Origin of the sequence: Campylobacter sp. CH278, from assembly GCF_004378845.1 — a bacterium.
In the GTDB taxonomy this organism is placed as follows: domain Bacteria; phylum Campylobacterota; class Campylobacteria; order Campylobacterales; family Campylobacteraceae; genus Campylobacter_D; species Campylobacter_D jejuni.
Window position 1 is genome coordinate 52,089 of the sequence record NZ_RYXZ01000007.1, and the last position, 25,205, is coordinate 77,293.

The 25,205-nt window shown below is 31.3% G+C and carries 27 protein-coding genes and 2 pseudogenes; 21 read left to right on the forward strand and 8 right to left on the reverse strand.

What is annotated here, in order from left to right:
- The first annotated feature begins 67 nt into the window (after window positions 1–67).
- Window positions 68–763, forward strand: coding sequence for an aspartate/glutamate racemase family protein (locus ELQ04_RS06730; RefSeq protein WP_002895094.1), 696 nt, complete (start codon window positions 68–70; stop codon window positions 761–763).
- 193 nt (window positions 764–956) lie between these two features.
- On the opposite strand, the gene cydB is transcribed toward ELQ04_RS06730, so the two are convergent.
- Genes cydB through ELQ04_RS06745 form a run of 3 tightly spaced genes read right to left on the reverse strand, consistent with a single transcriptional unit; the run spans window position 957 to window position 3,877 of the window.
- A complete protein-coding gene (gene cydB / locus ELQ04_RS06735) occupies window positions 957–2,081 on the reverse strand; it encodes a cytochrome d ubiquinol oxidase subunit II (RefSeq protein WP_002937083.1) in 1,125 nt (374 codons plus the stop codon).
- Window positions 2,081–3,643 (reverse strand): cytochrome ubiquinol oxidase subunit I, encoded by a 1,563-nt coding sequence (locus tag ELQ04_RS06740; protein WP_002937082.1) that lies wholly within the window; start codon window positions 3,641–3,643, stop codon window positions 2,081–2,083. The genes cydB and ELQ04_RS06740 overlap by 1 nt, the downstream gene beginning before the upstream one ends.
- A complete protein-coding gene (locus ELQ04_RS06745; RefSeq protein WP_002851632.1) occupies window positions 3,644–3,877 on the reverse strand; it encodes a DUF4492 domain-containing protein in 234 nt (77 codons plus the stop codon).
- 112 nt (window positions 3,878–3,989) lie between these two features.
- Here ELQ04_RS06745 and cdtA point away from each other — a divergent pair.
- The 10 genes and pseudogenes from cdtA (at window position 3,990) to ELQ04_RS06800 (ending at window position 12,652) form a co-directional block, all read left to right on the forward strand.
- Window positions 3,990–4,795, forward strand: a pseudogene (cdtA, locus tag ELQ04_RS06750) (cytolethal distending toxin subunit Cj-CdtA).
- Window positions 4,792–5,589, forward strand: a complete 798-nt coding sequence (gene cdtB, locus ELQ04_RS06755; protein ID WP_002937080.1) for a cytolethal distending toxin nuclease subunit Cj-CdtB — start codon at window positions 4,792–4,794, stop codon at window positions 5,587–5,589. Before cdtA ends, cdtB begins: the two are co-directional and overlap by 4 nt.
- A 10-nt stretch (window positions 5,590–5,599) precedes the next feature.
- The gene (gene cdtC / locus ELQ04_RS06760; RefSeq protein WP_002865971.1) at window positions 5,600–6,169 is read left to right on the forward strand and encodes a cytolethal distending toxin subunit Cj-CdtC; all 570 of its coding nucleotides are present in this window, start codon (window positions 5,600–5,602) and stop codon (window positions 6,167–6,169) included.
- 172 nt (window positions 6,170–6,341) lie between these two features.
- On the forward strand, window positions 6,342–8,024 hold the full coding sequence (locus ELQ04_RS06765) for an L-lactate permease (protein WP_044778225.1): 1,683 nt from the start codon (window positions 6,342–6,344) through the stop codon (window positions 8,022–8,024).
- A 119-nt stretch (window positions 8,025–8,143) separates the two neighbouring features.
- Entirely contained in the window at window positions 8,144–8,884 is a 741-nt protein-coding gene (locus ELQ04_RS06770) for a (Fe-S)-binding protein (protein WP_002859761.1), read from the forward strand.
- Window positions 8,881–10,320 (forward strand): LutB/LldF family L-lactate oxidation iron-sulfur protein, encoded by a 1,440-nt coding sequence (locus ELQ04_RS06775; RefSeq protein ID WP_002937074.1) that lies wholly within the window; start codon window positions 8,881–8,883, stop codon window positions 10,318–10,320. Before ELQ04_RS06770 ends, ELQ04_RS06775 begins: the two co-directional genes overlap by 4 nt.
- On the forward strand, window positions 10,313–10,969 hold the full coding sequence (locus tag ELQ04_RS06780; RefSeq protein WP_002865968.1) for a lactate utilization protein C: 657 nt from the start codon (window positions 10,313–10,315) through the stop codon (window positions 10,967–10,969). Before ELQ04_RS06775 ends, ELQ04_RS06780 begins: the two co-directional genes overlap by 8 nt.
- A gap of 178 nt (window positions 10,970–11,147) precedes the next feature.
- Window positions 11,148–11,795: pseudogene (locus ELQ04_RS08970) on the forward strand (bacteriohemerythrin).
- Window positions 11,796–11,797: 2 nt separating this feature from the next.
- Entirely contained in the window at window positions 11,798–12,406 is a 609-nt protein-coding gene (locus tag ELQ04_RS06795; RefSeq protein ID WP_002854639.1) for a bacteriohemerythrin, read from the forward strand.
- Between the two features lie 60 nt (window positions 12,407–12,466).
- Window positions 12,467–12,652 carry a hypothetical protein gene (locus tag ELQ04_RS06800; protein ID WP_002867099.1) on the forward strand — a complete coding sequence of 62 codons (186 nt, stop codon included), beginning with the start codon at window positions 12,467–12,469 and terminating at the stop codon, window positions 12,650–12,652.
- Here ELQ04_RS06800 and ELQ04_RS06805 read toward each other — a convergent pair.
- From ELQ04_RS06805 to ELQ04_RS06815, 3 genes are all read right to left on the reverse strand, one after another.
- Window positions 12,649–13,680, reverse strand: a complete 1,032-nt coding sequence (locus ELQ04_RS06805; protein ID WP_002851763.1) for a Cj0069 family protein — start codon at window positions 13,678–13,680, stop codon at window positions 12,649–12,651. The two genes, ELQ04_RS06800 and ELQ04_RS06805, sit on opposite strands and share 4 nt — an antisense overlap.
- Window positions 13,681–13,758: 78 nt before the next feature.
- A complete protein-coding gene (gene sppA / locus ELQ04_RS06810; protein WP_002854721.1) occupies window positions 13,759–14,655 on the reverse strand; it encodes a signal peptide peptidase SppA in 897 nt (298 codons plus the stop codon).
- Window positions 14,643–15,872 (reverse strand): metal-dependent hydrolase, encoded by a 1,230-nt coding sequence (locus ELQ04_RS06815; protein WP_002938451.1) that lies wholly within the window; start codon window positions 15,870–15,872, stop codon window positions 14,643–14,645. Before ELQ04_RS06815 ends, sppA begins: the two co-directional genes overlap by 13 nt.
- A 91-nt stretch (window positions 15,873–15,963) precedes the next feature.
- On the opposite strand from ELQ04_RS06815, the gene aroQ reads away from it, so the two are divergent.
- The 8 genes from aroQ to fliY are packed head-to-tail and all read left to right on the forward strand — an operon-like array spanning window position 15,964 to window position 22,208.
- Window positions 15,964–16,443 carry a type II 3-dehydroquinate dehydratase gene (aroQ, locus tag ELQ04_RS06820; RefSeq protein WP_002852001.1) on the forward strand — a complete coding sequence of 160 codons (480 nt, stop codon included), beginning with the start codon at window positions 15,964–15,966 and terminating at the stop codon, window positions 16,441–16,443.
- A 2-nt stretch (window positions 16,444–16,445) separates the two neighbouring features.
- Window positions 16,446–16,919: a 2-amino-4-hydroxy-6-hydroxymethyldihydropteridine diphosphokinase gene (gene folK, locus ELQ04_RS06825; protein WP_002851803.1), complete on the forward strand. Its 474-nt coding sequence runs from the start codon at window positions 16,446–16,448 to the stop codon at window positions 16,917–16,919.
- A 9-nt stretch (window positions 16,920–16,928) separates the two neighbouring features.
- Complete coding sequence (flhF, locus tag ELQ04_RS06830) at window positions 16,929–18,383, forward strand: flagellar biosynthesis protein FlhF (protein ID WP_002854264.1); 1,455 nt, start codon at window positions 16,929–16,931, stop codon at window positions 18,381–18,383.
- Window positions 18,376–19,242 (forward strand): flagella biosynthesis ATPase FlhG, encoded by an 867-nt coding sequence (gene flhG / locus ELQ04_RS06835; RefSeq protein WP_002854691.1) that lies wholly within the window; start codon window positions 18,376–18,378, stop codon window positions 19,240–19,242. The genes flhF and flhG overlap by 8 nt, the downstream gene beginning before the upstream one ends.
- An 18-nt stretch (window positions 19,243–19,260) precedes the next feature.
- The gene (locus ELQ04_RS06840) at window positions 19,261–19,617 is read left to right on the forward strand and encodes a hypothetical protein (protein ID WP_002854547.1); all 357 of its coding nucleotides are present in this window, start codon (window positions 19,261–19,263) and stop codon (window positions 19,615–19,617) included.
- Window positions 19,598–20,290, forward strand: coding sequence for an RNA polymerase sigma factor FliA (locus ELQ04_RS06845; protein ID WP_002883199.1), 693 nt, complete (start codon window positions 19,598–19,600; stop codon window positions 20,288–20,290). Before ELQ04_RS06840 ends, ELQ04_RS06845 begins: the two co-directional genes overlap by 20 nt.
- Complete coding sequence (gene fliM, locus ELQ04_RS06850) at window positions 20,290–21,369, forward strand: flagellar motor switch protein FliM (protein WP_002851710.1); 1,080 nt, start codon at window positions 20,290–20,292, stop codon at window positions 21,367–21,369. Before ELQ04_RS06845 ends, fliM begins: the two co-directional genes overlap by 1 nt.
- Window positions 21,366–22,208, forward strand: coding sequence for a flagellar motor switch protein FliY (gene fliY / locus ELQ04_RS06855; protein WP_002938454.1), 843 nt, complete (start codon window positions 21,366–21,368; stop codon window positions 22,206–22,208). The genes fliM and fliY overlap by 4 nt, the downstream gene beginning before the upstream one ends.
- Before the next feature lie 42 nt (window positions 22,209–22,250).
- Here the strand turns inward: fliY and ELQ04_RS06860 are convergent, their stop codons facing one another.
- Both ELQ04_RS06860 and ELQ04_RS06865 read right to left on the reverse strand, forming a co-directional pair.
- A complete protein-coding gene (locus tag ELQ04_RS06860) occupies window positions 22,251–22,850 on the reverse strand; it encodes a C39 family peptidase (protein WP_134224479.1) in 600 nt (199 codons plus the stop codon).
- Window positions 22,835–23,689 carry a hypothetical protein gene (locus tag ELQ04_RS06865; protein ID WP_134224480.1) on the reverse strand — a complete coding sequence of 285 codons (855 nt, stop codon included), beginning with the start codon at window positions 23,687–23,689 and terminating at the stop codon, window positions 22,835–22,837. Before ELQ04_RS06865 ends, ELQ04_RS06860 begins: the two co-directional genes overlap by 16 nt.
- 127 nt (window positions 23,690–23,816) lie before the next feature.
- Between ELQ04_RS06865 and ELQ04_RS06870 the strand changes: the two genes are divergently transcribed.
- A complete protein-coding gene (locus ELQ04_RS06870) occupies window positions 23,817–24,404 on the forward strand; it encodes a hypothetical protein (RefSeq protein ID WP_070298899.1) in 588 nt (195 codons plus the stop codon).
- Window positions 24,405–24,424: 20 nt separating this feature from the next.
- Complete coding sequence (locus tag ELQ04_RS06875; RefSeq protein ID WP_134224481.1) at window positions 24,425–25,201, forward strand: hypothetical protein; 777 nt, start codon at window positions 24,425–24,427, stop codon at window positions 25,199–25,201.
- Window positions 25,202–25,205: the final 4 nt, after the last annotated feature.

Here is a 25,205-nt window from a genome sequence, read left to right on the forward strand (position 1 = left end):
AATAAATCATATTTCTATGAAATATATTGTAATAAAATAACTCAAAAATTAATTCTTAAGGAGAAAAATGAAAACCATTGGTATTATAGGCGGAATGAGTTTTGAAAGCACTATTACTTATTATAAAACAATAAATCAAGCTATAAATGATAAATTAAAATCTTTAAATTCTGCAAAAATTTTACTTTACAGTGTTAATTTTGAAGAAATAGAAAATTTACAAAGCCAAGATAAATGGCAAGAAGCTGCACAAATTTTGACTCAATGTGCTAAAAAATTAGAACTTGCAGGGGCTAATTTTATAATAATTGCAACTAATACTATGCATAAGGTTTTTGATGAAATTCAACAAAATATAAATATCCCTATTTTGCATATTGCAAAAAGTTCTGCTAAGGCTTTAAAACAAGAAAACATACAAAAAATTGGTTTATTGGGTACTAAATACACAATGACGCAGGATTTTTATAAAAAAATACTGATTGAAGAAAATATTAGCGTTATTACTCCTAGTGATGAAGATATAAAAATCGTTAATGATATTATTTTTAATGAGCTTTGCAAAGGTGAAATCAAGCAAGATTCTAAAGAAAAATATTTAAATATTATAAATAAACTACAAGAAAAAGGGGCAAAGGGAGTACTTTTAGCTTGCACTGAAATTGGTTTATTAATATCCAAAAATGATACAAATATCAAAATTTTTGATACAAGCCTTATTCACGCCCTTGATGCTGCCAATGAAGCTTTAAAAGATTTATGATTAAAAGATGCCCAAAAATGGGCAAATTGCAATATTTTGAAAAGATTTATACTTATATCGGTTTAAATCTTATCTTGCTTTATAGTTTGCTATCTTTTTCTAATTGATTGATATTTAGCATTATAAATTTATAGCTTAGATAAATTACTAAAGGCCAAGCCAATAAAAACAAAGCATGTAACATTTTTTCTCCTTAATATGCGTGATCATCGTTTGCGATTTCTTCGCGTGTGATTTTTACTTTATCCATTGCATTCCAAACATAGATAATATAAGCTAAAACAAAAGGCACAAGTAAAGATACATAAGCCATGACGCTTAGAGTATAATAGCTTGAACTTGCATTTTTTAAAGTTAAAGAACTTTGCAAATCATTTAAAGATGGGTAAAAAGCACTTTGACCTAAACCAATGCTTGATAATAAAGCAAAAACCGTTAAAACCGTTCCAAGTCCTAGGGTAAAAATAGCTTTAGAGCAACCTTTTGCTCCTTGAACCATACCTAAAAGCACTAAAATCACACCGATAACAAGCAAGATAGCAAAAATCATTTGATTTAAAAAATTATATAAATACAAATTCGCACTCATGCTTACAATGCCATTTGCATCTATGCTAAAACCATCTTTTAAGAAAATCCACGCTAAAAAACCTAAGAAAAAAGGTAAAAATAAAATGCTATTGACCATGAGTTTTTTCATAGCTCTTATTTTGATATTTTCATCATTGATATTATTCATAAAATACGCTGCACCTAAAAGCCTTGCTAAAAATACTAAAGCTAAGCCTAAGAGATAATTAAAAGGATTGAGTAAAAGCTCTAAGCCATGCAAAGGATTTTGCCAAGAAACGAAATTATGCTCATTTAAGATAAATTCAGAACCGCTAAAAAAGCTACTTACTGCAACTCCGATTAAAAATACCCCTAAATAGCCATTGATTTTAAGAAAAATTTCATAGGTTTTAGAGCCATAAACATTATTTTCTTTTTTACGATACTCATAAGCCACAGCTTGTAAAATAAAACAAAATAAAATACAAAGCCAAGCCCAATAAGCCCCGCCAAAACTTGTACTATAAAAAAGCGGAAAAGCTGCAAAAGCTGCTCCGCCAAAAAGTACGAGAGTTGTAAAGCCAAGCTCCCATTTACGTCCTAAAGAATTGACTAGCATGGTTTTTTCAAGCTCATCCTTGCTAAGCTCATCGATTAAAGTCTGTCCACCTTGGACAAAAAACATAAAAACCAAAAGTCCGCCGAGCAAACTTAAAATCAACCACCAATAAATTTGCAAACCTTCAAGTTCTAAACCAAAAAACATTATTTTTCTCCTTTGCCCATAAGTGGAGTATGTCCTGCATGTGCGTCAAAACCTTTTTTAATCTGAGTAAGTATGATTTTAACTTCTGCAATCAATAAGGCTGTAAAAAGTACTGCAAAAATCCAAAATGAAATTTGAATATTGACTTTTCCAAGTTGTGTTGCTGCGATATGTACGGGAAGTAAGTCTTGAATTGCCCAAGGTTGTCTGCCTACTTCAGCAACAATCCAGCCTGCTTCAGCGGCGATATAACCCAATGGAATGGATAACAAACACACCCAAAGTACTTTTCTAAATTTCTCAATATCATTTGCCATAGTAAGATAAAGTGTAACGATGAAAAGCAAAAAGAAAAAACTTCCTAAAGCAACCATGATGTGAAAGCTATAAAAAGCTAAAGCCACAGGCGGAATAGTATCACTTGGTTTTTCTAAATATCCATAACCAAAATCTTTAAAATGAGTTTCTAAAATGGATTTGTGATTTGCCATAGCTATTGTATCATTGTTTTCTTTAGCAAGTTTATAGTCTTTTAGAGCTTGTATAGCGATTTTTCCTCTATCGATACGATTCTGCATAGGTTCTATACCTTTGCTTTCATTTCCATAGATCAAATCTTCAATTCCTGGAACAAAAGAATTTGGATCACGGTTTCCTAATATAGAAAGAGCGTAAGGTATAGTAATGTCAAATAAAAACACACTTTCGTTATTATCTATGGTTTTTTTAGGATTTAAAATTCCAAAAGGCACAAGCCCTGCACGATGTTCACCTTGATAAACCCCTTCCATAGCTGCAAGTTTCATAGGTTGAGTTTGAGTTACACGATAAGCACTTTCATCTCCACTGAAAAATAAAAAGATTGAACAAACCAAACCAAAACTAGCTCCTACAACTAAGCTTTTTTTAGCCTCGATAATATGGCGTCCTTTTAACATAAACCAAGCTGAAATTCCCATTACAAATAAAGCTGAAATCACATAACCACTGCCTATGGTATGTAAAAATTTTGAAATAGCCACAGGAGAAAGTGCTACTTCAAAAAAGTTTTGCATTTCATTTCTTGCTGTATCAGGGTTAAAGCTCATTCCTACAGGATATTGCATCCAACCATTTGCCACTAAAATCCAAAAAGCAGAAAGATTGCTTCCTATAGCCACACACCAAGTTGAAAGTAAATGAAAACCCTTACTTACTTTATCCCAGCCAAAAAACATAACTGCAAAAAAAGTAGCCTCTAAGAAAAATGCCATAATACCTTCAACCGCCAAAGGTGCGCCAAAAATATCGCCCACAAACCAGCTATAATTTGCCCAGTTTGTTCCAAATTCAAATTCCATTATAATGCCTGTAGCTACACCGATAGCAAAATTTATGGCAAATAATGAAAGCCAAAATTTGGTGATTTTTTTCCATCTTTCATTTTTAGTTTTTACATAGATGGTTTCCATGATAGCAATCATAAAAGACAAGCCTAAGGTTAAAGGCACAAACAAAAAATGATAAAGTGCAGTTAAGGCAAACTGCGCTCTTGACCAATCAACGCTACTAAGTTCGTTCATTTATTTTCCTTCGAGTGTAAGATTTTTGAGTACAAAAGTGCTTTTTTCTTTGTCGCTTTTAAAAATAGAATTAAAATTTACATCAAAAACAAAAAGTTTTAAAATCACAAACATAACAAAAAGTTTGATAAAGATAATTTTCCAAAGGGTCTTTCCAAGAGTTAAATTTTTAAAACCTTCTTTGTAAAAATTAAAAATTTGAGAGATACTAAAATATAAGTGTTTAAGATACATGTAAATTCTACCTTTAAAAACAACAAAATAAAACATTTTTAAAAAGCGGAAAATTATAATGAAATTTATGTTATTATTTTCTTAAAAATTTAAATACATATCAAGGTTTTTAATGCAAAAAATTATAGTTTTTATTTTATGTTGTTTTATGACTTTTTTTCTTTATGCATGTTCTTCTAAATTTGAAAATGTAAATCCTTTGGGGCGTTCATTTGGAGAATTTGAAGATACTGATCCTTTAAAACTAGGGCTTGAACCTACTTTTCCTACCAATCAAGAAATTCCAAGTTTAATTAGCGGTGCTGATTTAGTACCTATTACTCCTATTACCCCACCTTTAACTAGAACAAGCAATAGTGCCAACAATAATGCAGTAAATGGGATCAATCCTCGCTTTAAAGAGAAGCTTTTAATGATGTTTTAATTTTTGAAAATCGCCCTGCGGTTTCTGATTTTTTAACCATTTTAGGCCCTAGCGGAGCAGCTTTAACGGTTTGGGCTTTAGCACAAGGAAATTGGATTTGGGGCTATACTTTAATCGATAGTAAAGGATTTGGCGATGCTAGAGTTTGGCAACTTTTGCTTTATCCTAATGATTTTGCAATGATTAAAAATGCCAAAACCAATACTTGTCTTAATGCTTATGGCAATAGAATTGTCCATTATCCTTGCGATGCAAGCAATCACGCACAAATGTGGAAACTTATCCCTATGAGCAATACAGCGGTTCAAATTAAAAATTTAGGAAATGGAAAATGCATACAAGCACCTATTACAAATCTTTATGGTGATTTTCACAAGGTTTTTAAAATTTTTACCGTAGAGTGTGCAAAAAAAGATAATTTTGATCAACAATGGTTTTTAACTACTCCGCCTTTTACCGCAAAACCTTTATATCGCCAAGGAGAGGTACGATGAAAAAAATTATATGTTTATTTTTATCTTTTAACCTTGCTTTTGCAAATTTAGAAAATTTTAATGTTGGCACTTGGAATTTGCAAGGCTCATCCGCAGCCACAGAAAGCAAATGGAGTGTTAGCGTAAGACAACTTGTAAGTGGAGCAAACCCCTTAGATATCTTAATGATACAAGAAGCAGGAACTTTACCAAGAACAGCCACTCCAACAGGACGCCATGTGCAACAAGGTGGAACACCTATTGATGAATATGAGTGGAATTTGGGAACTCTTTCAAGGCCTGATAGGGTTTTTATTTATTATTCTCGCGTTGATGTAGGAACTAATCGTGTAAATTTAGCTATAGTTTCAAGAATGCAAGCTGAAGAAGTGATTGTTTTACCTCCACCTACTACAGTTTCAAGACCTATTATAGGAATTCGCAATGGAAATGATGCTTTTTTCAATATCCATGCTTTAGCCAATGGAGGAACAGATGTAGGAGCAATTATCACAGCTGTAGATGCACATTTTGCAAATATGCCTCAAGTTAACTGGATGATAGCAGGGGATTTTAACCGTGATCCTTCTACTATAACAAGTACAGTGGATAGAGAATTAGCAAATAGAATTAGAGTGGTTTTTCCAACTAGTGCAACTCAAGCAAGCGGAGGGACTCTTGATTATGCAATTACAGGAAATTCAAATAGACAACAAACCTATACTCCACCGCTTTTAGCTGCGATTTTAATGCTTGCAAGTTTAAGATCTCATATAGTTTCGGATCATTTTCCAGTAAATTTTAGAAAATTTTAGGACATTTAATATGAAAAAAATTATTACTTTGTTTTTTATGTTTATAACTTTAGCCTTTGCAACTCCTACTGGAGATTTGAAAGATTTTACCGAAATGGTTTCTATAAGAAGCTTAGAAACAGGAATTTTTTTAAGTGCCTTTAGGGATACCTCAAAAGATCCTATTGATCAAAATTGGAATATTAAAGAAATTGTTTTAAGCGATGAGTTAAAACAAAAAGATAAATTAGCTGATGAACTTCCTTTTGGTTATGTGCAATTTACAAATCCAAAGGAAAGCGATCTTTGTTTGGCTATCTTAGAAGATGGAACCTTTGGAGCAAAATCTTGTCAAGATGATCTAAAAGATGGTAAATTAGAAACTGTATTTTCTATAATGCCAACAACAACTTCAGCTGTGCAAATTCGTTCTTTAGTTTTGGAATCTGATGAATGTATAGTAACTTTTTTTAATCCAAATATTCCTATACAAAAACGCTTTGGAATAGCCCCTTGCACCCTAGATCCTAATTTTTTTGCTGAAGTAAATGAACTAATGATTATAACCCCACCTTTAACAGCTGCTACCCCTTTAGAATAAGATTTTTATCTTGTTCTATTTTTATATTTATTTAATATTTATGATGTTACTAAAATACACAAAATAATTAATAACAATACAATGTAATTTACTTTACTCTATAATTTTTTTATTTTAATTTAATTTTTTGTTACAATAAATTTATACATAAATAATTATCAAGGAAGAAAAATTGGAGCAAATTTTAACATGGCAACAAGTTTATGACCCTTTTTCAAACATTTGGCTAAGTGCTTTAGTAGCATTTTTACCTATACTATGTTTTTTAGTTTGTTTGGTTGTTTTAAAACTTAAAGGCTATCAAGCAGGTTTTTTAACTGTTATACTTGCTACTTTGGTAGCTTTATTTGCCTATAAAATGCCTTGGAATTTAGTGGGTGCAAGTTTTATTCAAGGCTTTACAAATGGTATGTGGCCTATAGCTTGGATTATCATCGCGGCAATCTTTCTTTACAAACTTTCTATCAAGTCAGGTTCTTTTGAAATCATTAAAAAAAGCGTGATGAGTATTACTCCAGATCATAGAATTCAAGTGATTTTAATAGGTTTTTGTTTTGGTTCATTTTTAGAGGGTGCTATAGGTTTTGGTGGTCCTGTGGCTATAACTGCTGCACTTTTAGTAGGACTTGGCTTGCGTCCTTTGCAAGCTGCAGGGCTTTGTCTTATCGCAAATACTGCTCCTGTTGCTTTTGGTGCGGTAGGAATTCCTATTATTGCTATGGCAAATCTTGTCGGCATAGAACAGCATTCAGTTTCTGCCATGGTAGGTAGAATGCTAGTTCCTTTAAGCCTTACTATACCTTTTTTCATAGTTTTTTTAATGGATGGATTTAAAGGCGTTAAAGAAACTTTTCCAGCTATTTTAGTTGCGGCGCTAAGTTTTACAACTACTCAATTTTTAAGCTCAAATCACTTAGGAGCAGAATTGCCTGATATTATTTCAGCTGTAGTTTCTTTAGCGGTTACAACTATATTTTTAAAATTTTGGAAACCAAAAAATATTTTTAGATTTGACAATGAAAGCAATTTCACTCAAGATAACACACTAAACTTTAATCAAATTCTAAAAGCTTGGTCGCCTTTTATTTTACTCATTGTTTGCATTATCATTTGGACACAACCTTGGTTTAAAGCTCTCTTTGATAAGGACGGAATTTTAAGCTATACAAGTATTACTTTACAATTTAGCAATATCACAGCTGGAATTTTAAGTCCTTCTATCACAGGCATAGGAGAAGCTAAACCTTTATCTTTGGCCTTAGGTGTAGATTTGATCAATGGAAAAACCGTAGCTCAAGCAGGAACGGCGATTTTACTTGCAGCTTTTTTGACTATAGCTATTTTAAAAATCAAAGCCGAAGATGCAGCAGAATGCTTTTGGGCTACTTTAAAAGAAATGGCCATACCTTGTATCACCATAGGTTTGGTTGTGGCTTTTGCTTTTATTTCTAAAAATAGCGGTATGAGCACTACCTTAGGGCTTGCTTTTGCACACACAGGTAATGCTTTTTCTTTCTTTTCACCAATCATTGGTTGGATAGGGGTATTTTTAACAGGCTCTGATACAAGTGCTAATTTACTTTTTGGAACCTTGCAACAAGTAAGCGCTCAAAAACTAGGTATTAGTGAAGCTTTATTTTTAGCGGCTAATTCAGTAGGTGGAGTCGTTGGAAAGATGATCAGTCCGCAAAGCATTGCTATAGCTTGCGCGGCGGTTGGACTTGTAGGAAAAGAATCTGATCTTTTCAAATTCACATTAAAATATTCTGTAGCTTTTATTGTTTTAATAGGAATTTGGACTTGCATTATAGCTTTTTTCTTACAAGGAATCATCCCTGAAGTTATAGTAAAATAATTAAAAATTTAAGTTTTATTTCAACAAATATTCGTTTTTAGAATATTTGTTGGAAATTTTACTTTGCTTTTATTTTTACAGGATTATAATATTTATCCTAAATTATCCCAAAAGGAGAGATGATGAAAAAGGTGTATTTTTACGCCACATGCTTAGGAACTGCTGCTATGCAACAAAGCGTTTTAAATGCAATAAAACTTTTAAGGCGTGAAGGTATTGAAGTGATTTTTAAGAAAAATCAAACCTGTTGTGCTCAACCTTCTTTTAACTCAGGTTATTTCGATGAAAGTCGTGAGATTGCTTTATATAATGTAGATTTATTTGATAAAGATTATCCCATCGTTGTGCCAAGTGGTTCTTGTGCGGGTATGATGAGTCATGACTATAAAGAACTTTTTAAAAACAGACCTGAATTTTCTAAAGTCAAAGATTTTAGCTCTAGGGTTATAGAACTTTCACAATACCTTGATGAAGTTTTAAAAGTAGATTATGAAGATAAAGGTGCACCTATAAAAGTAACTTGGCATTCTAATTGCCATGCTTTAAGAGTGCAAAAAAGCATACAAGCGAGCAAAAATCTTATCAAAAAACTAAAAAATGTAGAATTAGTAGAACTTCAATACGAAGAAGAATGTTGTGGTTTTGGCGGAACTTTTTCAGTAAAAGAGCCTGAAATTTCAAATGCTATGGTAAGAAGTAAAATTAAAGATATACAAAATAGTGGTGCAAAATATCTCATCAGTGGCGATGGAGGTTGTCTTTTAAATATAGATGGTACAATGAAAAGAATGGGTTTAGATATAAAAGGCATACACTTATATGACTTTTTACTCAAACGCTTGGAAGGAGAAAGACTATGAGTCAAAAAATTCCTCACGAACAAATCGTTCAAATTAAACTCAATGACAAACAAATGCAAGAAAATTTAATGACTGCCATGCATACTTTACAAAAAAATAGACTCAATGTTATTGATGCTAGATTTAAAGACTGGCAGGGTTTAAGAGCTAAAGCTAAACAAGCTAAAAACAATGCCTTAATGAGTTTAGAAGAAAGGCTTTTAGAATTTGAAAAAAATGCTACAAAAAATGGCATTAAAGTGCATTGGGCAAGTAGTGATGAAGATGCCTGTGAAATCGTCTATGAAATCATGAAAGAAAAAAATATTACCAAGCTTTTAAAAGGTAAATCTATGGCAAGCGAAGAAATAGGCCTAAATCACTACCTAGAAAAAAAAGGGTTAAAAGCTATAGAAACCGATCTTGGAGAGCTTATTTTACAACTTAACGAAGAGCCTCCTTTACATATAGTTGTACCTGCTATACATAGAAACCGTCATGAAATCGGAGAAATTTTCAAAGAAAAATTAGGAGCAAATTTAGAAAACGATGAACCTGAAAGTTTAAATGCGGTAGCTAGAGAGCATTTAAGAAAAGATTTTGAAGGCTTAAAACTTGGACTTAGTGGGGTCAATTTTGCCATGTCAAAAGAAGGAGCTTTTTGGCTTATAGAAAATGAAGGAAACGGTAGAATGTGCACTACAGCACCTGATATTCATATCGCACTTTGCGGCATAGAAAAAGTCATGGAAAGCTTTGAAGATGCGGCTACTATGGTTTCTTTGCTCACTCCTTCAGCCACAGGACAATTTATACCAACTTATAACAATATCATTACAGGCCCTAGAAAAAATGGGGATTTAGATGGCCCTAAAGAAGTACATGTGATTTTATTTGATCACAATCGCTCTAAAATGTTAGCTCATGAGGATTATTATGAGGCTTTGCGTTGTATTCGATGTGGGGCTTGTATGAATTTTTGCCCTGTTTATGATCAAATCGGCGGACATGCCTATCAAACCACTTATCCAGGACCTATAGGAGAAGTAATCAGTCCTAATATTTTTGGTATAGATCATACAGGAGATATTTTAAATTTCTGTTCACTTTGTGGGCGTTGTTCTGAAGTTTGTCCAGTGCAAATTCCTTTAGCTGATCTTATTCGCAAGTTAAGATGCGATAAAATAGGACAAGGTAAAAATCCACCTTTAGGAGCAAATAATGTTCATCACAATGCCCTAGAAGCCTTTGCTTTTAAACAATTTAAAAATATCGCAACCAATGGCGATAAATGGCATTTTTCACTTTCAAAAGCACATTATTTCAACTGGGCAGTGCAAAATTTTGCAAGTGTTTTGCCTGTGATTAAAAAATGGTACGCTTTTAAAGAATTACCTCAAATTAAAATGGATCTTTATAAAGAAGTGCAAAAACTAGAAGGAGTAAGCTATGAGTAAAATCGATGAAATTTCAAGCAAAAGTAAAGCAAGTATTTTAGAACATCTTAAAAAAGCTTACAAAGAAACAGACTTTACGCGTATTGAAAGTATAGATCCTGTAGAACATATCCAAACCACCCAAGATATGCTTACAGAAATGAAGCAAAAAATGAGCGATAACAAATACATCGTTGAAAATGCGACTAAAGATACCTTAGAAGAAAAAATCAATGAAATTGTCGCAAAATATGGCTTTAAAAGTATGATTTATGGGGCGGATTTAAATTTAGATTTAGAACAAATCAAGGCAGAAAAGAAGATTTGCTTTGATAAAGAAATCGAAAATCTAAGATCTGAAGTTTTTCATAGTGATTTTTCCATCATTCACGCAAGAGCAGGGGTAAGCTCTCATGGAGTTGCACTTATACCTTCAAGTAAAACTCAACCTAGAATGCTAAGCCTTGCACCTAAACTTTGCGTAGTATTACTTAAAAAAGAAAATGTTGTTAAAAGTCTTAGCGAAGCTTTAAATTTAGTAAAAAAAGAAAATGAAATTTTACCTACTAATATCTTATTTATAGCAGGGCCTTCAAGAACAGCAGATATAGAACTTATCACTGTTTTTGGTGTTCATGGGCCACAAATTGCACATATTATTATTTACTGATTCTATACTAGAATCAGTAAGTCTTAATTTTTAATATTAATTATATATACTTTTTATATTATACAAATATAAATAAAATAAATAATTTCTAATTAATAATATTTTAATAAAGTATAATGTAATATTTCACTCAAATATATTAAATTAATTTTAAATACAAAAATTAAAGAAGGTGCTTTTGGATAAATTAATTCCAACTTGGAATGAAAAATACAGTATTCATGATACAATGATTGACATTCAACACCAAAAACTTTTTGAACTTGCAGGCAAGGTTGAAAGTGCTGTTTATAAATTTGTAAAACGAGAAGAACTCAAAGAAATTTTAACAGAACTTTTTAACTATATGAAAGAACATTTTAGTAATGAAGAAGATTATATGCAAGAAATTCATTATCCTTATTTAAATGAACACAAAATCATGCATAAAATATCATTCATGATATGTCTTATCTTATACAAAACATAAAAACCACTAATGATTTAAAAGAAAAACTTTATACTATAATGTCAGAGTGGCTTTTAGAACATATATTACATCATGATGTTATGATAGGAAATTGGCTTTCGGATCAAATTTTAAGCAAACAAGAAGAAGAGCTTGAAAAAATCAATGAAGAAATATTATACGAAAACACTCCAACAACCCCTACCGCCAAACAGGTAAAACATAAAGAATATGAATTTATCTATATCTTGCCCTTGTAGAACAAATCACATACTTTCATATACAGAACACCTTGACATTCTCTGTCATAAAAAACAATTAAGATGTAAAAAATGTCAAAAAAATTTATTCTACGTTAAAAGTGAGTTAAAGGATTAAAAATGTTTCCAAAATGGGATGATAGCTATAGCGTTCATAATGCAAAAATAGATGAACAGCACAAAAAACTTTTTGAACTTGCAGGTAAAGTAGAGTTTATGTTTGATAAACCTGTTTACAAGGATGATGTAAAAGCTTTATTGGCTGAATTTTTTAACTACATGAAAGATCATTTTAATGATGAAGAAAAATACATGAAACTTATAGGATATCCTGACTTAGAAGAACATAAAAGAATTCATAAAGAAATCATTCAATCCATGATAGATCTTATTAAAAATATAAAGTCCACTAATGATTTAAAAGAGAAGCTTTACACAGTTTCTAAAAAATGGCTTTTAGAACATATACTTTATGAAGATATGAAGGTTGAACAATACAGAAGATCTTCTTTGGCTTCTGAAGATGATGGAGAAGTAAGCTTTGAAGAAGTTAAAGAAGAAAAAGATGATGAAAATGCAGTTTATCTTTATACATGTGAATGCGTAGGACAAATGCATGATGTACCTTTTGGAATTCATCAAAAAATTCAACTTAAGGGTGTAAAATTTAAATGTAAAAAATGTAAAGAAGCCATACAGTTTTATAAAAAATATTCAGAAAATTTCTAATTAACTATTTATGCGTTAAAATAATAAATAAAGTATAAGTTAGACAAAGAAGGAAATTTAATGGATAAAAAAATAAAATATTTTATTTTGGATAAATTTGACTATTCCTATCCTATACTAACCAAAGATACAAAATGCTCATTTTGTGAAAATTTTTTCCCGATAGAATATAGCTCAAACTTAAAAACAATAGAAAAAGAATGTCCATTTTGCAATAATAAAATGGACATTAAACTTAAAGACTAAGCCTTAGTTTTACTTACAATATTAATAATATTTGAAGCTACTTCATCAGCAAGTTCTAAATGGGAAGTAAAGCCTACACAAGAACAATTAATCTCGCCTAAAACATATTTATCATTGCCCTTTTCATCAGTATCTAAAATAAAATCAGCCGTCCAAATCAATGGTAAGTCGTAATTGCCTAATTTTTCCCTTACCTTAGGAAGCTCGCCTAAAAACATATCCACCAAAGTTTTCCAATCTTCTGGCTTATCATAGCGATATTTTGCCCCACTAAAAAGCGTAGCAGAAAAAGCATCAGCATCTTCAGCTGGTTTTTTATGCACTACATTTACAGGGGTGTTATAAAGCATTAAAAGTCTGATTTCACCTTCTTTAATGCGCGGTAAAAAAGTCATATCCACAAGCATACCATTATCACCTATGATATATTGCTCACAAAAATCCATAAATTCCCCAAGCTCTCTATGTTCTACATGATTATCCTTAGCTTCTGTGCATTTGATTTTTGTGTTTAAAGGCAAACTATCTCCACTAACATTACCCTCTACACTCACACGCCAAATTCCCTCTCCTGTAGAGCCACGATTTTGTTTTAAAACCCTTTCACCTTTAGCCAAACTTTTTGGAAAATTTTCTTTAAAAGTCTTAATATCATAGTAAGCATAAGTATCGCTTGGAACAAGATCAGTATCTGCTAATTTTGTAAGTGCATCTTTAGCGCCATAACCTATCATAGCATCAGGATGAGGCATACCTACAAGCTTATCGGCACAAAGTTTTCTTAACATATCAAAATACTCATTTTCTTCTTTAAGATTGCCAGGATTGATGCGAGAAACATAACCATCAAAATTTTCTTTCACATATTTGTAAATTTCATCTTTTTTACCCACTTCAAAAAAAATCACCTCAGCATTCCAACCCTTAGCTTTTAAGGCATTTACCATAGGCATGGTATCTTTTCTATAACCATCTTCACCTTTATCACTCCCACCTTTAACTTCGAAAAAAACAATATTTTTTTTCATTATTTTACTCCTTATCTAAGATATAAATAATTATTGCATAAAAATATTACAAAAATTAAATAAAAATATTTATATATTTTATCTAGCGTTTATAAAACTGCTATTAGTCTTATAAGCGATTTCGATTAAGCTTTTACTTATCAAGCTTGATGTTTGTCCTTCTAGGCGATTAAGAAATTTATCAATCTTATCTTCTTCTTTCCAAACAGGATTTGAAACATTAGCAAGTTTTTCAAGCTCCTTTTTAGCATTTTCATAATTACTAAGCTCATCTATAAGACCAAGCTCCTTAGCTTTGGCAGCTAAAAATACTCTTGCATTTGCCCATTGATCTTTTTTATTAAGATCTAGCGCTCTTTCCTTGGCAACAAAACCTGTAAAAAGATCATAACTTTGATCTATTAAACCCTGTAAAAAATTTCTTTCATTCTCATTCCAAGCTCTTGCAAAAGTTCCAGCACTTTTAAATTCACCTGCTTGAATAGTTTGTTCTTTAATACCGAGTTTATTAGCCAATCCGCTTAAATCAGCTCCTTGCATAATCACACCGATAGAGCCTATAAAACTTGCTGGATTGGCTAAAATTTTATTTGCTCCAACTCCTGCTAAATAACTTCCACTTGCCATAGTTCCGCTTGCATAAACAAGCACAGGCTTTTTAATTTTTAAATCCTTTATAGCTAGAGCTAGTTCCATACTAGGAGCAAAAGCTCCACCAGGAGAGTCTACAACAAAAAGCACTCCTTTAATATTGCTATCATTTTTAGCATTGATAATTTTTTCCAAAACCGCAGAGCTATCAAAAATTTCACCCTTTAAATCAATGCGTTCTAAATTTGCAAGATTGGAGCTTGAATTTGCACTAGGCATTAAAATCCATATAACAATCAACAATAAAACAAAGGTTTTAAAATAAGTATTGATAAATTTTATACCGCATCCTAAAGCCTTAAAAAATGATTTTAAAATTTGCATTCTTTTCCTTTTATAAATAATTTATCCACTTCCTTAGCATTTAAAATAAACTGCAAAGGAGCTTGCTTTTTATCACATTCTCCTAGCTCAAATACGCTAAAATCAGCAATTTTACCTTTTTTAAGCTCTCCTAAATTTAAATTTAAAGCCCTTGCAGGATAAAGCGTTGCCATTTGCAAAAGCTTAGAGGCTAACTCTAATAAATCAAAATTCTTATGTATAAGCAAATTCGCGCGCATTTCATCAAGTAAGGACAATGAAATATTTGAGCTAAGTCCATCGGTTCCTAAATGGATATTCAATCCACTTTTTAAAGCTGTTTTTAAATCTAAGCTTTTTTGACTTAAAAGGCGATTTGAAAATGCACAATGTGTAATAGAATGTAAATTTTTATCCAACCATTCATATTCTTTTAGATAAACACAATGCGTAAAAAGAGTCCTTACTCCTTTAAAGAGTTTAGCAAAATCCTTTGGTGCATAAAGAGGCTTAGGATGAAGTGTGAAATTTTCAAGCCATTTTTTAACCCCCCCTTTAGACTCTCTAAGCCAGATATTTTCAGCCTTGCTTTCTAAAAAATGCGTGCTAACTAGTAAATTTTGCTTTTTAGCTAAATCAAGAGCAAAATAAGCCAAACTAGGATGAGTTGAATAAGGAGAATGAATCGAAATTGCTGGGATAAAAAAATCATTTTTAAATTTCAAAGAATTTTCAAATCTTTTTAAAAATTCTTGTTTTTTATCTTCAACTTGATTTTCATTTGTACCCAAAATTTCATTAAAAAATACTATACGCATACCCTTTTGACTAGCCTTTAAACAAGAATCTAAATCACTCCCAAAACTTGAAATTTCACCTATAGTGCCTATACCGCTTTTTTGCATTTTTTTAATGCTTTGAAGTATTAATTCTTCTTTGGCCTGTGCATTTAACATAGAACGAGAATTTATAACACTTTTAAGCCAAATTAAAAATTCTCCAAAATGTAAAGTTGTTGAATTTGCACTAAATTCTAAGTGTGTGTGAGGATTTATAAAAGCAGGTAAAATAACCGAATTTTTAGGTGTTTTGATGATTTTAGCCTTGGGATATTTTTTTCTTAAATTATCCAATTCGCCCAATTCTAAAATTTTATCTTCAAAAACAAAGGCTTGATTTTCTAGTATTGTAAAATCTTCATCGCATAAAAAAAGATATCTTGCAGCAGCTATAAACACGATTTTCCTTTCAAAAATTACATTGTAGCAAAAATTTATTTTTAAAATGTTATAATAAAAGGTTAAAAAATAAATTTTTAAGGTTAAATCCATGAAAATAATGATTATCCAAGGCCCAAATGTTAATATGCTTGGCGTAAGAGAAGTGGGAATTTATGGTGCTATGAAAATGGAAGAAATTCATGAGCAAATGAAACTTGCAGCATCGCAAAACAATGTAGAACTTGACTTTTTCCAAAGTAATTTTGAAGGTGAAATCGTAGATAAAATTCAAGAATGCCTTGGAACAGTTGATGGAATTATTATCAATGCAGCAGGTTATACTCATACTTCAGTAGCTATTCGCGATGCTATTGCAGCAGTAGCTTTGCCTACAATTGAAGTACATATTAGCAATGTTTATCGTAGAGAAGAATTTCGTCAAAAAAGTCTTATAGCACCTGTATGTTCTGGAACTATTGTTGGTTTTGGTCCTTTTGGCTATCACTTGGCTTTAATGGGTATAATTCAAATTTGCGAACAAATAAAAAATTTGCGTGCGATGCAACAAGCACAACAAACGAATAAATAATAATGCTAAAAATTCAAGGAGTAAAACACTTTGAAAAAAGTCGTTTTTTTCCTTTTTTTAGTCAAAATATACGATCTTTTAAATATTTAGCTCTTATAGGCTTAGGAAGCAATATAGAGCCCGAAAAAAAAAGATTTGATATGCTTTTTCGAGTAATGATGGATGATAAAAGATTTAAAATTTTATCCACATCTCCTATGTTGATAAATGAAGCCTTTGGTTTTAAAGAACAAAAAGATTTTACCAATGCTGTTATGTTGATACAAACTAATTTGCATGCACGAGCACTTTTGAAAGTTTTACTTTATTATGAAGTAAAATTTAAACGCAAGAGAACTTTCAAAAACGCTCCTAGAACGCTTGATTTAGATCTTTTATACTTTTCACAAAAAGTCAAGCGTGATAAGTGGTGTGAGGTGCCTCATAAAGGGGCTAAAGAAAGAGTGAGTGTAATTTTGCCTTTAGGCATGATATAAGGAATATAAATGGGACAACTTATACATACTTTTACTGTTGAAGATACAGAACAAATTATACCCAAAGTAAAAGAAGATTACGGAGATAAAGCTTTAATTATAACAAATAAACAAATTCGTCCTAAAACCTTAAATCGCAGTGCGCTTTATGAGGTTATGGTAGCCATAGAAGAAAGCGACTATGAAGAACACTTAAAAAAACAAGGAAAATCTTTACCTGCAAAAAAAAGCTCGCCAAAACCATCTTCTACCTCTCTTGCAGAAGAAAAAATTAGATCTCAAATCCCTCAAGAAGATGAAGATGTAGTCTTGGATTTCTCAAACACTCGCTTAAATACAAATTTAAACACTGTAAAAAACAATGACTTAACTAAAAAAACCTATCAAGATTTTCCACAAAACAAAATCAACCCTCATCAAAATAAGACTCTAGGCTTTGATGATTTTAAAGAAAAACTAAGTGAAGTTAGCAATGAAATTTCTAAAGTCACAAACACACCTTTAGAAAATTACACCCCTAATCCAAATTATAATAAAAAAATAGAAAATTTTGAAAAGCAATTTGAAAAACAAATCAACAAGCTTAACGATAAAATAGATCTTCTTGCAGATATGATGTGGGACGATAAAGCTGAAGCTAGAAAAAATCTTATGATACCCCCTGAATTTGCAAGTATTTATAAACAAGCCAAAGAAAGTGGAATGCTTGAAAATCATCTAGAAGCGATTATGAAAGCAACTATAGAAAATATGCCAGCTGCTATGAAAACCAACAAAGATGCGGTTCAAAGATATTTTCACTCACTTTTAAGAAATATCTTGCCTTGTCGTGTTGAAAGCGATATAAAAAAACAAAAAATCATGATGCTAGTAGGCCCAACAGGAGTCGGAAAAACAACAACATTAGCTAAGTTAGCTTTTCGCTATGCTTATGGAGATAAGCGTTATAAAACAGGTATTATTACGCTTGATACTTATAGAATCGGTGCGGTGGAGCAACTTTTTCAGTATGCAAAAATGATGAAACTTCCTATTATTGATAGCATAGAACCAAAGGATTTAGATGAAGCGATAAAAAGCTTAAATAATTGCGAAGTAATTTTAGTTGATACTATAGGAAATTCACAATACGATCAAAGCAAACTTGCTAAAACTAAAGAATTTTTAATGCACTCAAATGCAGAAATTGATGTAAATTTAGTGGTTTCTGCAAACACCAAACATGAAGATTTAATGGAAATTTATAAAAATTTTTCATTCTTAAATATTGATACTTTGATTATTACTAAATTTGATGAAACAAAGGTTTTTGGAAATATCTTCTCTCTTATTTATGAAACAAATATTCCTCTAAGCTTTTTCTCTACAGGACAAGAAGTGCCAGATGATTTAGAAGTAGCCAATAGTGATTTTCTAGTTCATTGTATTTTAGAAGGGTTTAACAAAGGAAAAAATAATGAATAACCAAGCAAATAAACTTCGCAATCTCATGAGTCAAAATGGAACCAAAAAATCCCAAAATACTCATTTTATAGCCATTACAAGTGGAAAAGGTGGCGTTGGAAAAAGTACGATTAGCGCAAATCTAGCCAATGTTTTAGCAAATAATGGCTATAAAGTTGGACTTTTTGATGCTGATATTGGCTTGGCAAATTTGGATGTCATTTTAAATGTACGCATACAAAAAAATCTCTTGCATGTTTTACGCGGAGAATGTTCTTTGGAAGATATTTTAATAGAAGTTAAGCCAAATTTATGGCTCATCCCAGGCGAAAGTGGAGATGAGATTTTAAAATATAATGATAAAAATATTTACGAGAGATTTTTAAATCAAGCAAGTATTTTAGATGAGCTTGATTTTCTTATTATCGACACAGGCGCGGGTATTGGTGGAAATATTTTAAATTTTTTAGAAATGGCTGATGAAGTTATAGTAGTAACTGTTCCTGATCCTGCAGCAATCACTGATGCGTATGCAACCATAAAAACAACTTCTAAGACAAAAGAAAATTTACTAATGCTCTTTAATGTTGTAAAAAATGAAAATGAAGCTTTAAAAGTTTTTGAAAATATTAAAAAAGTTGCAGATGCAAACATTAAAAATCCTTTAAATTTAGAATTCTTAGGTCATTTAAGCGCTTCTAAAGATGTAAGTGGTAGTATTAAAAAAAGAACTTTATTTAGCGATGAAAACACAGCCTCAAGTGATGAGCTTAAAGCCCTAGCTTCCAAGCTTTTATATAGATTGGAACGGAAAGTGCTTGATAATGTTTCAAATCGTAGTTTTTCAAGTTTTTTTAGAAAAATTATTGAAAGATTTTAGCAATAAAGAGAAGAGATTATGAGGCCAGAAAATTACGTAGCATTTTTCACTGTTTGTGGATTTTTTATAGGACTTGCATTTAGCATTATTAGTATAGATGAAGCCTTTGATATACTGATTTTTACTTGTTTTATTACTTTTATGTTTTATGTTTTTGTTCATATTGCTATTATGAATTTTATAGATGTAAAGAAAATTAGTGGCAGAATCTTTAATAAACACGATTATGAAAAAACTAGCAATAATATTATCAACGATTTAGTTATTCGTGAAAAGAAAATGGATATAATTTTAGAAAAGCTCAATGAAGAAAGAGAAGAGCTAAAGAAAAATGAATCCAAAGAAAGACGAAGAAATGCTAAAAGAGCCGCCTAAAGCTTATGCACAAATGCTAAAGAAAGAGCAAGATGAGCTTGTGCTTTCTTACATGCCAGCTCTACGTGCTATGGCTTTTAGACTAAAAGAACGCTTGCCTTCAAGCATAGATGTTAATGATCTTATTAGCATAGGCGTTGAAGAAATGATAAAACTTTCACGCCGTTACGATAAAGAACAAAATGATAACTTCTGGGGTTTTGCAAGAAAAAGAGTTAATGGCTCTATGCTTGATTATCTTAGAAGTCTTGATGTAATGAGTCGCAATAATCGCAAAATTATTAAAGATATTGATGCAATCATGGATGAATATTTCCTTGAGAATGAATGCGAACCTGATGATGAGTATCTAGCCAAAAAACTTGATTTAGATGTAGAAAAAATCAAAGAGGTAAGAACAGCTCATGCTATTAGCTATACCCTGCCCATCGATGAGCAAATCGAACTTTATAACGAAGACAATACTTTAGAAAAAATTGAAAAAGAAGAACTTTTAGAAAAAATTCACGAAGTGCTAGATGATCTTAAAGAGCGCGATCAGTTAATTATTCAGCTTTATTATTATGAAGAATTAAGCCTAAAAGAAATCAGTGAAATTTTACAAATCAGTGAAAGCAGAATTTCACAAATTCACAAAAAACTTCTTAAAAAACTTAGAGAAAGGCTAGTGTAATGGCTGAGATACTTTCCCAAGAAGAAATTGATGCTCTACTTGAAGTTGTCGATGATAACACCGACACACCCATAGCCTCAAATTCAAAAGATGAAAAAGATGAAAGAAATATCGTTGTATACGATTTTAAGCGCCCAAACAGAGTTTCAAAAGAACAACTTAGGACGATTAAAGGCATACATGATAAATTGGCAAGAAATTTAGCCTCTCAAATTTCATCGATGATGAGAAGTATTGTTGAAACTAAACTTCATTCAGTTGATCAGATGACTTATGGAGAGTTTTTAATGTCTTTGCCAAGCCCAACAAGTTTTAACGTTTTTTCTATCAAACCTTTAGATGGAAACTGTGTTTTAGAAATCAATCCAAGCATAGCTTTTCCTATGATAGACAGGCTTTTAGGTGGTCAAGGCGATAGCTATGAAGCTTCGCGTGAGCTTACGGATATTGAGCTTAATTTGCTTGATTCTATTTTGCGTATCATTATGCAAAGACTTAAAGAAAGCTGGGCTACTGTAACTGAAATTTATCCTAGTATAGAAGCTAAAGAATCAAGTCCAAATGTTGTGCAAATCGTATCTCAAAATGAGATTGTGATCATGGTAGTAATGGAAATCATCATAGGAAATTCAAGCGGTATGGTAAATATCTGCTATCCTGTAGTGCATTTAGAAAGTATATTAAGCCGTTTGGCAAACCGCGACATTATGATGGGTGAAACTTCAGCCAAAAAATCACGTAACAAAGAGCTTAAAACTTTAATCGGTCGTGCTGAAGTAGTATATGAAGCAATTTTAGGAAAAACTTTAATTAATGTTCATGAATTTTTAGAACTCAAACAAGGTGATATTTTAAGACTTGATAGAGAAGCAGATGATAAAGCTATAGTAAGTATCGATAAAAAAGATGTTTTCTTAGCACAAATTGGATTGCATCGTTTTAGAAAATCTATTAAAATTTTAGAACTTATACGCACAGATAAAGATGAAATTAAAGAAATTTTGGAAAAATACGAAGAAGAGCGTAAAGCTAAAGCCAGTGTTTATGATGAGCCTGAAGAGGAGGATGAAGAAATATGATCAATGATTTTTTAAAAATGTTTACAAATGAATGTATCAGTACTATTGAAGGTTTAACAGGAAAAAGTGCTGAATTTAGCGAATATAAAGAATTTGATGTCAATGCAAGCGATACTTTAAAAGCACCTTTAGTATATGCTATATTTAATATAGCAAATGGAGGAAAAATAGGAATTTTAGCTGGTGCTGTGTTGATGAGTGCTATTGGCGAATGGATGATGGGTGAAGAAGAAATATCTAAAAACGATAACCTAGGTCCTGATGAAATGGATGCTGCTAAAGAAGCCATCCAAAACATCGTTTCAGCATTTTCTACAACCTTAGGAGCTCAAAAAGACATTCCAAAAATGGATTTTAGTATAGAATCTTGTGAATTTGTGCCTGAAAGTGTAGATTTTAAAGACTTTAAAAAGTTATTTTTATATGATGTAAAAATAAATGATTTAGAAGAACAGGTTTCTTTGGCTATAGATCAAACACTCTATGACATTTTAAGTGGAAAACCAGCTGAAACAGGTGGTGCAAGTACTGATTCTAATCACAATACTGAAGAAAAAACAATCATGCTTAGCGAAGAACTTAAAAATATCAATCTCATCATGGATGTACGTTTACCCGTTCGTGTACGTATAGGTAATAAAAAAATGCTTTTAAAAGATGTTTTAACTATGGATATAGGTTCTGTGGTAGAACTCAATCAACTCGCAAATGATCCACTTGAAATTTTAATTGGGGATAAAAGAATTGCTTATGGCGAGGTAGTAATTGTCGATGGTAACTTCGGCGTTCAAATTACAGAAATTGGTTCTAAAAAAGAAAGATTAGAACAACTAAGATAAAAAGTTTTAGCCTGCAAATTAAGAATAATAAATAAATTAAAACTAAAACAAACTAAAAGGGCTGAAATCAAAATGTAAAGATTTTGGAGTATTTAACTTAAAAGGTTTTAGCTCTTTTTTAGGAGCAACAATTAAAGCATAACCACCTTTATTATATCTATCCCAAATACTAAAAAATTGACTTTTAGAACTTATATATTCTCCATGGCTTGGATCAAGTATTTGCAAATAATTTCCTTTATGATTGATAATTATAACAAAATGTGGAAAGCGTGGATCATCTTCAATTTTTACAAGTATTGGAATATTTACAAGTTTATCCAAGTTTTCTCTATTGATTTGATATGAATTGCTTTGAAAGCCCAGTTTTTTAACTGCATCGTTTAAATCTGCAAAGCTTACCATATCCGTATAAAGTTCTTGTCCACTCATAATCTTTAAAAGTTCAAGTTCATCAAACTTTTTTTGATCATCAAGTATATTAAGTAAAGTTGCTAAAGATGAAGCTCCACAAGACTCTTCATAAGTTTGTCTTATTACTCTTTCGTTTTTAATTTCTTGATAAGACTTAACTACCCATTCGGCTTTTGCACTCAAAGCAAGAATGAGTAAAAATAATAAAATTTTTAGAATTTTCTCCATAAGCTTATCCCAAATATGCTATCAGGAGAAGCAGAGCTTCCTCCAAAACTAGCATTAACAGAAACTGCGGTATCTGAATTAATGCTATAAGTAGAACCTAAACTTAAAGTTGGAATAGAACGCACTTCAAAATTTTGACAACCATTAATTTTTTGCTCGGTTTGAAATCTTTGCTCTGCTCCCAAATCTAAAGTAATCTTAGGGCTTAGAATAATAGATAAATCCCCGCCCACATAAATACTATTTCCATACTCTATTTTAAGGGTTTTAAATTTTCTTGATTGGTTATAACCAAAGCCGGTATAAATGCTATATACAACAGGGTCGCTATATCCCCTTAGACTAGCTTGTAAGCTTTGTGATTTTAGATAAAAGTTTTTGGTTTGATTGATTGCTTTTTCTCTTTGAACGACTGCAGTTTGAAAGGTAATTTGTGGAATTAAATCTGCAATGCTATCGCCTGTATAAATAAAACCTAGCCATAAACTATCAAAACCTATTCTGTTTTTACTAGAATACTCATTTGTAAAAAAGTTTGTATATTCCTGCCTTGCATAGCTTCCACCCCCTGAAATAAGTATGTCAAACTTAGGTGTTATGGTATAAATGAAAGTTTGAGTTAAAAACACCTGCTTTGTATCATTCCAAATTGTAGGATCTCCGCCTATTGTTATATTAGGATAAAGAGAATACGAGTTTGCATTTCCTGTGCTAAGCAAAGAAAAGCTTGTAATGCTTCTTAAGCCTATTTGCTTTTTAAATAAACTGTCTATATTTAGTTCATCACTAGCAAAAACACAATTAACTAAAACCATAAATGCTAAATAAATCTTTTTCATTGTTGCCTTTTTAAATATTTTCAATTTTTTTAAAAGCAATGAATGTTCCAAATAAAAAATTTGATTTTAATATATAATTTGTGATATTATTCAAATAAAGAGTAAAAATAATTAAATAAGAGAAATTATGTTTAAAAAATTAGCAAGTTCATTGATTTTAGGTTCTTTGTTAGCTAGTTCTGCTTTTGCTGGGGATTTTTTAGCTAAAGTTAGTAATGGTGCTTTAAGTGATAATTCTCAAGGGGTTAAAGCTCTTAATTTAGATGAGATGAAACAAGTTAAGGGTGGGTATGTTTTTGGGGATTATAAAATTTTTAAAGACAGACGCAATTTAACCTCAGAAGTTTATGCTATTGTAGATTTTACGCAATATGAACTCGAAAATCTTAACAAAGGTTTGTGCGGTGCAGGAGAAGATAAATGTCAAAATCCTAGTAGAGACAGATTATTTGCTTGGTTGCAAGTCAGTGCGAATTCCCCTGCTGATTATCGTCCTGTATATAAGGTAAAAAGACAAATTAAATATTCAAATTTAGGACAGCCTTATGTTTTATTTACTTATGGGGTTGCTGTTTATAATGTAAATAATGGACAAATCTATCAGTATAATTCCTCTCCTATGTTAAATAACAATAGAATTATAAGAGAATTCGCCCATCAATATAAGAGCGTGATAGAAGATGCTATGGGTGGTTGGAATCCAAGGTTATTTTAGTATTTTAAAAAAGGATTTTTATGATAAGTCTTAATTCTCACTATCCTAATATCAATTATCCAAATAATGCTTTAAGCATTAAAAAAGATGAAAATAATGAATATACTTATACTAAAAAAGATGAGCCAAAAAGTGAAGAAGATGCTTATTGGGAAGATTTTGTGCAAAAATATTTTGGAGAAATGCTTAGTGAAGAATATGCGAACAAATACGGCTATAATGGAGACCCAGATGTTAAAGAAGTTGAAAATTCCTTGCTTGAGCGAATGCGAAAAGATAAATTAACTGAAGAGGAATGGGAAATTCTTAACGGAGCGTATGACATTGATAATATTGAATTTATTCCAAGAGATAAGATTGCCAGAATACGCGAAGCCAATCTTCTAAAAACTCTTACAAGTGCGAGTGAATTCGCAAGAATATGGGTTGCTGAAAAAGATGAAAGAAAAAAACGATTTATTGACGCACTTGATGTTAAACCACTTACTCAAGAAGAGATAGATAGGTTTTTAAATAAACAACAAAGCTCAAATTCTACCCAAGAAAGCAACGAAAATGGTCAAAACCCAGATGAAAAACCCTTCAAAGCCATTCAAGGCGAAAGCAAAAACAAAGAAACTTATAAAGATAATAATATAAGCAGCGAATTCTTAAAAAAGCTTTTAGAAAATAGTTTTAATAAGGCTAAAGAATTAGAACTTCTTTTTGGTATGAAATTTAGTGATGATGATGCAGGGGAATTTAATCAAATCCTTTCTTCAAATTCTGCACCAAAAAGTATAGATATTAAGGTTTAAGGAT

Coding starts and splice junctions, on each gene's coding strand:
- fliM (WP_002851710.1), top strand. CDS start 20,290: ATGGCTGAGATACTTTCCCAAGAAGAAATTGATGCTCTACTTGAAGTT.
- aroQ (WP_002852001.1), top strand. CDS start 15,964: ATGAAAATAATGATTATCCAAGGCCCAAATGTTAATATGCTTGGCGTA.
- ELQ04_RS06805 (WP_002851763.1), bottom strand. CDS start 13,680: ATGAAAAAAAATATTGTTTTTTTCGAAGTTAAAGGTGGGAGTGATAAA.
- ELQ04_RS06840 (WP_002854547.1), top strand. CDS start 19,261: ATGAGGCCAGAAAATTACGTAGCATTTTTCACTGTTTGTGGATTTTTT.
- ELQ04_RS06865 (WP_134224480.1), bottom strand. CDS start 23,689: ATGAAAAAGATTTATTTAGCATTTATGGTTTTAGTTAATTGTGTTTTT.
- ELQ04_RS06795 (WP_002854639.1), top strand. CDS start 11,798: ATGTTTCCAAAATGGGATGATAGCTATAGCGTTCATAATGCAAAAATA.
- sppA (WP_002854721.1), bottom strand. CDS start 14,655: ATGCAAATTTTAAAATCATTTTTTAAGGCTTTAGGATGCGGTATAAAA.
- flhG (WP_002854691.1), top strand. CDS start 18,376: ATGAATAACCAAGCAAATAAACTTCGCAATCTCATGAGTCAAAATGGA.
- cdtC (WP_002865971.1), top strand. CDS start 5,600: ATGAAAAAAATTATTACTTTGTTTTTTATGTTTATAACTTTAGCCTTT.
- folK (WP_002851803.1), top strand. CDS start 16,446: ATGCTAAAAATTCAAGGAGTAAAACACTTTGAAAAAAGTCGTTTTTTT.
- ELQ04_RS06740 (WP_002937082.1), bottom strand. CDS start 3,643: ATGAACGAACTTAGTAGCGTTGATTGGTCAAGAGCGCAGTTTGCCTTA.
- ELQ04_RS06730 (WP_002895094.1), top strand. CDS start 68: ATGAAAACCATTGGTATTATAGGCGGAATGAGTTTTGAAAGCACTATT.
- cdtB (WP_002937080.1), top strand. CDS start 4,792: ATGAAAAAAATTATATGTTTATTTTTATCTTTTAACCTTGCTTTTGCA.
- ELQ04_RS06875 (WP_134224481.1), top strand. CDS start 24,425: ATGATAAGTCTTAATTCTCACTATCCTAATATCAATTATCCAAATAAT.
- ELQ04_RS06780 (WP_002865968.1), top strand. CDS start 10,313: ATGAGTAAAATCGATGAAATTTCAAGCAAAAGTAAAGCAAGTATTTTA.
- ELQ04_RS06745 (WP_002851632.1), bottom strand. CDS start 3,877: ATGTATCTTAAACACTTATATTTTAGTATCTCTCAAATTTTTAATTTT.
- ELQ04_RS06800 (WP_002867099.1), top strand. CDS start 12,467: ATGGATAAAAAAATAAAATATTTTATTTTGGATAAATTTGACTATTCC.
- fliY (WP_002938454.1), top strand. CDS start 21,366: ATGATCAATGATTTTTTAAAAATGTTTACAAATGAATGTATCAGTACT.
- flhF (WP_002854264.1), top strand. CDS start 16,929: ATGGGACAACTTATACATACTTTTACTGTTGAAGATACAGAACAAATT.
- ELQ04_RS06860 (WP_134224479.1), bottom strand. CDS start 22,850: ATGGAGAAAATTCTAAAAATTTTATTATTTTTACTCATTCTTGCTTTG.
- cydB (WP_002937083.1), bottom strand. CDS start 2,081: ATGTTTTTTGGTTTAGAACTTGAAGGTTTGCAAATTTATTGGTGGTTG.
- ELQ04_RS06845 (WP_002883199.1), top strand. CDS start 19,598: ATGCTAAAAGAGCCGCCTAAAGCTTATGCACAAATGCTAAAGAAAGAG.
- ELQ04_RS06870 (WP_070298899.1), top strand. CDS start 23,817: ATGTTTAAAAAATTAGCAAGTTCATTGATTTTAGGTTCTTTGTTAGCT.
- ELQ04_RS06775 (WP_002937074.1), top strand. CDS start 8,881: ATGAGTCAAAAAATTCCTCACGAACAAATCGTTCAAATTAAACTCAAT.
- ELQ04_RS06770 (WP_002859761.1), top strand. CDS start 8,144: ATGATGAAAAAGGTGTATTTTTACGCCACATGCTTAGGAACTGCTGCT.